Here is an 8,305-nt window from a genome sequence, read left to right as displayed (position 1 = left end):
GTCGACCAGTGGATCCGGAGTGTGTTGTCGTGACGTGCGCCCCCGTTCTCGAGGCCAAGAGCCTGGTCTAGGTCTTCGGCAGGGTCGTCGGTCGAGGGCGCGCTGTTCGGCACAGACGGTGCCGCCGAGGCCCTGCGGTCCGGCGCGGTCGTGATCCTCACCAGCACCGTCGGTCCCGAGGCCGCCCACGCCACCGCCACGCGGCTCGCCGAACGCGGGGTTCAGACCGTGGACGCGCCGGTCAGCGGTGGCCCGGTACGCGCCGGGAACGGCGATCTGCTGATCGTCGTAGGAGCCGGGGACACCGCGCTGAAGACGGCCCGGCCGGTCCTCGACCTGCTCGCCTCCACCCTCACGGTGGTCGGCCCGCGCCCCGGCGACGGCCAGGCCATGAAGGCCGTCAACCAACTCCTCGCCGGTGTGCACATCGCCGCCGCGGCCGAGGCGATCGCGCTCGCCCGCGGACTCGGGCTCGACCCGGGCACCGTCGTGGAGAGCCTCAAGCACGGGGCCGCCGGGTCGTTCATGTTCGCCGACCGCGGCCCGCGCATGGTCCAGGCGTACGAGGACGGCGGCGAGGTCGAGGTCAAGTCGCGGCTCGACATCTTCGTCAAGGACATGGGCATCGTCACCGGCATCGCCAGGAACGCCCACGTCCCGGTGCCGCTGGCCGCCGCGGCCGAGCAGCTCTACCTGCTCGGCGAGGGTGCCGGGCTCGCCGCCCGTGATGACTCGTCCGTCGTCACCGTCCTGTCTCCCCTGTCGCCCAAGTCGTCGGAAATATCAGCAGAAACAACCCCCGCGGTCTCCTCCGCGGCATCCCCGGAAGGAGAGGGACGATGAGCCACACCGCCCTGCTCACCATCGCGGTCGCCGGTGTGGCGACCCTGCTCCTGCTCATCCTCAGAGCCAAGGTCCAGCCGTTCGTCGCCCTCATGGTCGTCAGCATCGGTGTCGCGCTCGCCGCGGGGGTGCCCGCCGCCGACCTGGTGAAGACCATCGAGGACGGCATGGGCGCCACCCTCGGCCACATCGCCACCATCATCGCCCTGGGCGCGATGATCGGCCGGATCATCGAACTCTCCGGCGGCGCCCACGCGTTCGCGCACTCCCTCATCGAGAGGTTCGGCTCCCGGCGCACCCCGCTGGCCCTGACCGTCGCCGGGTTCGCCCTCGGCATCCCGGTCTTCTTCGAGGTCGGCCTGATCATCCTGATGCCGATCGCGTACGGCGTCGCCCGCGCCGCCCGCAAGCCGCTGCTGGTCTACGCGCTGCCGATGGGCGCCGCGATGCTCACCGTGCACGCCTTCCTGCCGCCGCACCCCGGTGCCGTCGCCGTCGCCGCGACGATCGGCGCCAGTCAGGGGCTGATGCTGCTGCTCGGCCTGCCGATCACCGCGGTCGTCGCCCTGTTCGGATACTTCGTCTCCCGTCGGCTGACCCGCCGTGAGTACCCGATGGATCCGGCGGTCTACGCGGAGGTGTACGGGGAGCCGGAGGGCGGGTCCGCTGAGGGTGGTTCTGTTGTCAGCGGTTCTGCTGAGGACGGTCACGGCACCGCCGTGCTCACCAAGCCCGCGCCCTCCCAGACCGACGTCCGCCCGCCGTCCTTCGGCATGGTCCTGGCGCTGATCGTCACCCCGATCCTGCTGATCCTCCTCGGCACGATCGGGCAGAACACGCTCGCCGAGGGCTCGACCCTCCGTGCCGTACTGACCGTCCTCGGCGCCCCGATGGTGGCCCTGCTCATCGACGTCGCCCTGTGCGGCTGGCTCCTGGGCGCCCGCCGCGGCTGGAACCGCGGGCACATCGCCGAGGTCATGGGCTCGGCACTGCCGCCGGTCGCAATGGTCATCCTGGTCGCCGGAGCGGGCGGTGTCTTCGGCAAGGTCCTGGTCGCCAGCGGTATCGGCGACGCGATCGCCGACGTCCTGGACCGCACCGGACTGCCCGTGCTGGTGCTCGGCTTCCTGACCGCCCTCGCCCTGCGCGCGGCCCAGGGTTCGGCGACCGTCGCCCTCATCACGACCGCCGGGATCCTGACCCCGCTGCTGCAGCGCGCCGACCTGTCGACGGGTCAACTGTCCCTGGTCGCCCTGGCGATGGGCGCGGGCGCCCTGGCGCTGTCGCACATCAACGACGCCGGGTACTGGATGTTCACCAAGCTGGCCGGCCTCGACGTGGCCTCCGGCCTGCGCACCTGGACGGTCCTGACGACCGTGATGGGCTGCGCGGGCTTCGCCCTGACCGCGGCACTGTGGCCACTGGTCTGACACCCGGCCCGAAGCCCGGCCGACGGTGCGGCCCCGGTGCTTCCGCACGACCACGCTCGGCACCCAGCGGCCGGGGCGGAGGCGGCGCTGTCAGAGTTCGTCCTTGGGGTTCGGGTCCGATCCGGTGTTCAGGGCGATCATGATCAGCCTGATCACCGCCCTGAGGGTGTCGATCCTGCCCCATCCCGCGATGTCGACACTGGCCCTGGAAGAGCTGCCGTCGTCGTAATGGTGGTATACGTCGCTGAGGCTCGCCCAGTTGCGGATCAGACTGACGTCCGTGGTAGTTATCTTGTGTCCGCCAGCATCGAAACTGGTCGTGATCGCGGTGCCGAGGGTCCGGAAGCGGGCGCCCTCCGACACGGCCATGATCATGCGCAGCAGGCCCCGCATCCAGAACTGCTGGTTCGACTTGCTGGGATTCCGCATGTCGATGACGGACTGGGTGAGCGCGGCGTGTCCGACGGTGGTGTCGGTCAGCGAGGTGTTGCCGCCACGGGCGATGTCGTTGTAGTTCTCCTTGCCCTTGTAGTCCACCCGAGTCGTGTACTCCCCACCCACGATGCCCTCGGTCAGGTCCGGGGCATCCGCGGCGAGAGGCACGTACACGTTGCTGAAGCCGTCGAAGTTGTTCGGGTTGTCGACCCCGGTGAAGTACCCGACGACGTACAGGTCGCTGAGCCTGATCACCAGGTGGATGGTGTGGCTGCCGCTCGTGACCGCGGCGATGCTGAAGGTGTTGGTCGCCTCGTTGTTGAGGGTGTCGACGGCGACCTGCTTGCCCTTGCCCACGTCGTGGTTGTGGCGGGTAGCGCCGGTGGCCAGGATGGCCTGGGTCCGCAGGCTCTTGATGAAGTCCGTGTAGCCGCCCTGACCGTCGTCGAGATCCCACGACGTCAGGTAGTACCTGGGGCTGGACGACGAGGAGGCGGTGAGCTCCAGGCTGTCCGTGTCGACAGTCGCGACCGAGGCCGGGCGGCTGTCCGCCAGCACGTGGCTCGCGGGCGCCGCGACGCCCAGGAAGAGCGCGCCGGCCACCGCGGCCGCGGCGGTGATCTGCGCCTTCCTGGCTGTCAGGATGCGAGGTGTCATGGAGATCGCCTTTCATGTCCCGGGCCACTGTCCGGCCGGTGACCGCATGACACAGGCACAACATCACAACGGCTTCACGACCACCGCGCGATCGTGAAACATCAGCCCGGCAGCCCCGCCGCCCCCGCCCGGGCCCCCGCGTGATTCTCAAGACGTGGTGCAGTGGATGGCCACCGTGCGGACGGCGGCTGACGCAACTCATCGCTCACCAGATCGAGCCGGCCTCGGCCAGCTGGTCCGTCGCGTTACCGAAGCGGCAGAGATGCCGGGATCGATTCCCGCGTAGCCCCGCGGGACCGGGTGCAGACAGCCACGCATGGCGCCCTTAGAAGGAAGCCGGGCGAGCGTCACTCCGTCGGCCGAACGTCGTTACTCGCTCGGAGCATCGTTCCGGAAGGCGTGGTCGAGTCTGCGGGAGGCAACACGTGGTCGGATTCAGCATCGAGCGGGCGTCGTTCGACGTCGACGGTGTGGTGCAGGAGCGGCGATTCGACGCTCCGGTGACCGCGCTGATCGGGGAGACCGAATCAGGCAAGAGCACACTGCTGGAAGCTGTCTGGTGGGCGTTGGGTGTCGAGGGCGCGAAGTTGATGTCGGCGGCTGCTGCATGCGGTTCACTCGGTTTCACGGCCCGGTTCGGGAACTCACGCCGGCGGATCACACGCAGTACCACGGATCCGACACAGGACATCGTCTTCACCGATGTCACCACCGGCGTCGCGGAACCCCATCCGGTCAAGCGCACCGAGTCCCGCAGATCCGCCGCCGACGTCTTCCAGGACCTCCTCGGCGTTCCCCGGCTGGGCACGGGGCGTACCAGGGTCACGCTGGATCTGCTGGTGCCCTGGCTCTACGCGCGCCAGCGCGGTCTCCCGAACGACTACCTGGGCGGCCAGGGCAAAGAACAACGGATCGCGGTGGGGCGGGTCCTGCTCGGCGCCGACGACGAGACGGTCGACGCACTGCGCCAGGAGTCCGCCGCCAGGACGAAGAAGTGGCGGTCGGCCCACAACCGGGTGAACAAGATCCTGCGCGATCGCGAGGAGCGTGAACTGCCGTCCGTCGAGGCTCTCCAGCAGCGGGCCACGCAGTGGACCGCACAGCGTCAGAAGGCGTCCGACGAGGCCGGGCAGGCCGGTGCGGTACTCAGCCGTCTGCACACCGAACTCGCCGGTCTGCAGCAGAAGGTCACTGTGGCCGAACAGGCGCGGCAGAGCGCCCGCGCGGCCGCCGACGAACGAGCACGGACGGCGCGCCTGCTGGACCGGACGGCAGCCGAGGCACGCGGGCGCCTGGCCGGGCTGCGGGAGGCCGCAACCGACCCCAGCCTGTGTCCCCGGTGTGTACAGACTCTCGACCCGGCCGGGCTGTCGCCGGACGACTGCCCCGTGTGCCGTAGGCCCGACCCGAACCGCCGCCAGCGGGACGAACAGTTCGAACGGCGGCTGTCCGAGGCGCAGCAGGCCGCCGAGCGGGCCCGCGAAGCAGCCCACCGGGCCGCGCAGGCCGCCGACGAGGCCCGCGCCCGCGCCGGTGACGCCGACCTCGTCGTCGTGGAGGTGTCGGCCGCCGCGCAGGCGTTCCTCCAGGACGTGATCGCGCCTCAGCAGCAAGCGGTCCTCGAAGCCGAGGCGGCCGTCCGGGAACTGACCGCGCGCCTGGAACAGAACGCCGAGCACTTGCGGGAACTCGCCGAACTGACCGAACTGCGCGCGCAGCTCCCGCAGTTGGAGCAGGAGAAGGAAGCCGCCGAAGCGGCATACACAGCGGCCCGGCACGACACCGACCTGATGGTGAAACAGGGCACCGCCCGCTGGTCCGACCATCTGCTGCGCCGGATGCAGGCCTGCGACCCTGAGGTGAGCACCGCCTCCGTCAGCCCGGACGACTTCTCCGTCACCATCAACGGCGCCGGCTTCGACTCAAGGGTCGTCGCCGGACACGGCAGGACCCGCATCAACATCAACGTCCTGCTGGCGCTGCGCGACACCGCGCGCGACGTCCCCGCCATGCCCCTTCCGCAGTTCCTGATCGTCGACGGCCCCTTCACCGGCCTCGGCAGCAGTCACAACGACCAGCGCATCCAGGCCGCCCTGCTCGCCGGACTCACCGATCTCGCCGTCACCGAGCACCCCTCCGGCACCACGGGACAGGTCGTCATCGCCTGCACCGAACTGCCCCCGGCCCCAGGCCCCGCCGTCCGTGAGATCCACACCAGCCTCACGGAAGGCGCCATCCCCGGCCTGCCGCCCCGGCAGGCCACCACCTCCTGAACCGCCCCGGCACCGCCAAAGCCGCGAGCACCCCTCGCCCGGAGAGATACCCCCTCCCACACGAAGCGGTATCCCCTTCATGGCCCGCCCGGCAAGAACCAAGCGGGCCGCCATGCCCCGTACGCCGCGTAAGGAACCCGACAGGTGACAGCCCCCACCACCGATCCCGGCAACCTCGACCGCGAGAAGCCCGCGGACGGCGGCTTCGACGCCGGAACCGCCTTCGCACTCACGATCGTCACCACCTTGGCTCTCCTCGGCACGCTCGCAGGTGGCCGTCGGCGATCTCCCCGTAGTCGGAGATCAACTCCTGTTCCAGTTGGCCCCGCACCGATTCGTAGTAGAGGGCATTGTCCATCGCCTTGAGGTTGTTGGCTCGACGCAGGGTGATGTAACGGCTCCTGAGCCAGAAGTGACCGGACGTCAGCCAGACGACCAGGACGGTCTCCACGATGAACAGGGCGTTCTAGTACCCGCAGTCGGCTCCGCGGATCACGAACGAGCCCCACGCCCCGAGGCGTGGGGCTCGTCGTACGTGCGCCATGCTCGCCACCCGGGAGGCATGGGCGTACGCCCGATGGGCCGTACCAGCGCCTTCCCCCGCACCACCGCCTGGCGCCAGTCACCGGCCGTATGAGCGAGTTTGTCTCACGCGCTGGACAGCCCCAGCCCTGGTGGCACCGCAGCCATTGGGCTTCGGCAGGCCATCGAAGAGTTCCGCGTGGACGCTTCACCAGCGGACGCAACCACCACGGTGACGCCTGGCTCAAAGGAGTCCTGGGCAACGCCGCGGCGGCAGCGGCCCGCTCGAAGAACACCCATCTCTCTGCCCAGTTCCGGCGCCTGGTCGGCCACCGGGGCAAAAAGCGCGCGCTCGTCGCCGTCTAGCACATCCTCACCAGCGACACTCCCTACCAGGACCTCGGAGCCGGCCACCTCATCAACCGCATTCGCAAGTCCCGGCAGACCCGCAGGCTCGTCGGCCAACTCACCCAGCTCGGCTATGACGTGCCCCTCGAACCCCACACCGAACGAGGTCTCCCGCCCTTGTCGGCGCATCCCCCGTACCTGGCACGTTGGCCAGTCCGTCGAGACTGGCGCGGCGACTTCACAGCAAATTCTATCCGTTTCCACAGCCTTGAGACAGGAAGGGCGAGAGAAACCTTAACAATCAATTGCTTGACTCTTGATCGTTCTCATTATAGCTTCCAGAAGCCTGAATGATAGTCCCACTCTCACGATAGGGCGAGGGCGCAAGAGCATAATGAGCCGGTTACTTTTCGGAACCAACGAGCCACTCTCGCCACTGCCGCTTCTCCGTTACAACACGCATTCATCTGATATTTGCTTGCATGTCACCTGCCGCACACTTCACCCGTGAATTGACGTTGGGCCATGCAGCTGATTCCTGGTTGATTTCAGTTCGGACAGTCGCGATGCAGGTATTTCCCTTAGTCTTCTCGGCTACAAGGCGCAGCCCTTCCGGTAATTGATCGGGAATTTCCCCCTTCTCGTATTTCTATCGCAGCCCCGGCACATGGGGCGCTTTCTCTGGATCAGCACACCAGGAGGAATGCCGTGAGATTCCACGTCCTCGGTCCGCTGGAGATCACCGAATCTGGCGCTAATGTCCCGTTCAATGGCGTCAAGCAGTGCGCTGCGCTTGGGTTGTTGCTTTTTCGAGCCAACAAAATAGTCGCCGTTGATGAGTTCGTGAGGACGTTGTGGCCGAACGGTGCACCTCCGACTGCGCGGAAGATTCTTCAGAACGCGGCTTCTGCCATACGTCGCCTGCTGGACTGCGGGGAGCGAGAGCCAGGGCGGCCGGAGCTTCTGACCCATCCGTCGGGATATCTCCTAAAGATCAATCCTCAGGAAATCGACTATTTTTGTTTTATCGATCACATTACCGAGGGTCAGGAGATGTTCCGGCAGGCGAGATTCCAGGATGCGGTTCTGGAGTTCAGGTCTGCATTGTCACTATGGCGAGGACCTGCGCTCAGCGAGATCCTCACAAAGGGGATTTCCTGGCCAGAGTTGGAGACGCTGGAGAACACGGTTTCCATGGCGTTCGAATACTGCATGGATGCCGAACTCGCGTGCGGGCGCGATCGGCAGTTGATCTGCGAGATCAAGCAGTTCCTCAAGGGCAGTCCGACCCGAGAGCGGGTTGTCGGCCAGTTGATGATCGTTCTGTATCGTGCAGGCCGACAGGTGGACGCGCTCGAAACTTTTCAACGGTTTCGCTGCAGACTCCGTGAGGAATATGGCTTGGACCCGCAGCAGTGGCTGCAAGAATTGCACAACGCCATCCTCACGCAAAGTCCGGCGCTCGGTATCGCGTCCATCCACACGGGTGTCTGGGCTCAAGGTTCCGGTACTGCGGAGGCTGAGGTGGAATGCAGGTCGGAAGTGATGAAGTGGGGGAAAACTGGGGAGACCCGTGTGGTCCAGACTGCGGCTCCCTGGTCCAAGCGGACATCCACGCTCGCTCCAGAAACAGCATCGGCCTCGTCCGAGTACCGCGGGAAGACCGAGGACAGTACTGTCGCCACCAGCCACGGTCCGTCGGACGACCTCCTGTCGGAACTCGACACCATCCGCCAGGCGCTCGAGCGAATGTTCGAAAAGATCATTAGGGAGGGCCGTTCCTGAGGGTTCCGCGAG

Annotated in this window: 6 protein-coding genes and 1 pseudogene; 5 read left to right on the top strand and 2 right to left on the bottom strand. The window is 67.3% G+C overall.

Features of this window, described 5'->3' with window-relative positions; genetic code table 11:
- Window positions 1-90 precede the first annotated feature (90 nt).
- The 3 genes and pseudogenes from ABZ896_RS15430 to ABZ896_RS15420 form a co-directional block, all read left to right on the top strand.
- Window positions 91-354 (top strand): annotated as a pseudogene (locus ABZ896_RS15430) (NAD(P)-binding domain-containing protein); the annotation flags it as partial.
- Between the two features lie 3 nt (window positions 355-357).
- Window positions 358-843 carry an NAD-binding protein gene (locus ABZ896_RS15425; RefSeq protein ID WP_360927821.1) on the top strand — a complete coding sequence of 162 codons (486 nt, stop codon included), beginning with the start codon at window positions 358-360 and terminating at the stop codon, window positions 841-843.
- The gene (locus tag ABZ896_RS15420; RefSeq protein WP_360927809.1) at window positions 840-2,273 is read left to right on the top strand and encodes a GntP family transporter; all 1,434 of its coding nucleotides are present in this window, start codon (window positions 840-842) and stop codon (window positions 2,271-2,273) included. Before ABZ896_RS15425 ends, ABZ896_RS15420 begins: the two co-directional genes overlap by 4 nt.
- 90 nt (window positions 2,274-2,363) lie before the next feature.
- Here ABZ896_RS15420 and ABZ896_RS15415 read toward each other — a convergent pair whose 3' ends face one another.
- Window positions 2,364-3,365: a ribosome-inactivating family protein gene (locus ABZ896_RS15415; RefSeq protein WP_360927806.1), complete on the bottom strand. Its 1,002-nt coding sequence runs from the start codon at window positions 3,363-3,365 to the stop codon at window positions 2,364-2,366.
- Window positions 3,366-3,790: 425 nt separating this feature from the next.
- Between ABZ896_RS15415 and ABZ896_RS15410 the strand changes: the two genes are divergently transcribed.
- Window positions 3,791-5,638 (top strand): AAA family ATPase, encoded by a 1,848-nt coding sequence (locus tag ABZ896_RS15410; RefSeq protein WP_360927803.1) that lies wholly within the window; start codon window positions 3,791-3,793, stop codon window positions 5,636-5,638.
- A gap of 238 nt (window positions 5,639-5,876) precedes the next feature.
- Here the strand turns inward: ABZ896_RS15410 and ABZ896_RS15405 are convergent, their stop codons facing one another.
- Entirely contained in the window at window positions 5,877-6,089 is a 213-nt protein-coding gene (locus ABZ896_RS15405; protein ID WP_360927800.1) for a hypothetical protein, read from the bottom strand.
- A gap of 1,127 nt (window positions 6,090-7,216) precedes the next feature.
- Here ABZ896_RS15405 and ABZ896_RS15400 point away from each other — a divergent pair.
- Window positions 7,217-8,293, top strand: coding sequence for an AfsR/SARP family transcriptional regulator (locus tag ABZ896_RS15400; protein ID WP_360927798.1), 1,077 nt, complete (start codon window positions 7,217-7,219; stop codon window positions 8,291-8,293).
- Window positions 8,294-8,305 lie beyond the last annotated feature (12 nt).

Source organism: Streptomyces sp. NPDC047072 (assembly GCF_040643855.1).
GTDB lineage: Bacteria > Actinomycetota > Actinomycetes > Streptomycetales > Streptomycetaceae > Streptomyces.
The sequence above is the reverse complement of the archived record's forward strand: the minus strand, read 5'-3'. Positions and strand labels throughout refer to the sequence as shown.

Coding starts and splice junctions, on each gene's coding strand:
- ABZ896_RS15420 (WP_360927809.1), top strand. CDS start 840: ATGAGCCACACCGCCCTGCTCACCATCGCGGTCGCCGGTGTGGCGACC.
- ABZ896_RS15415 (WP_360927806.1), bottom strand. CDS start 3,365: ATGACACCTCGCATCCTGACAGCCAGGAAGGCGCAGATCACCGCCGCG.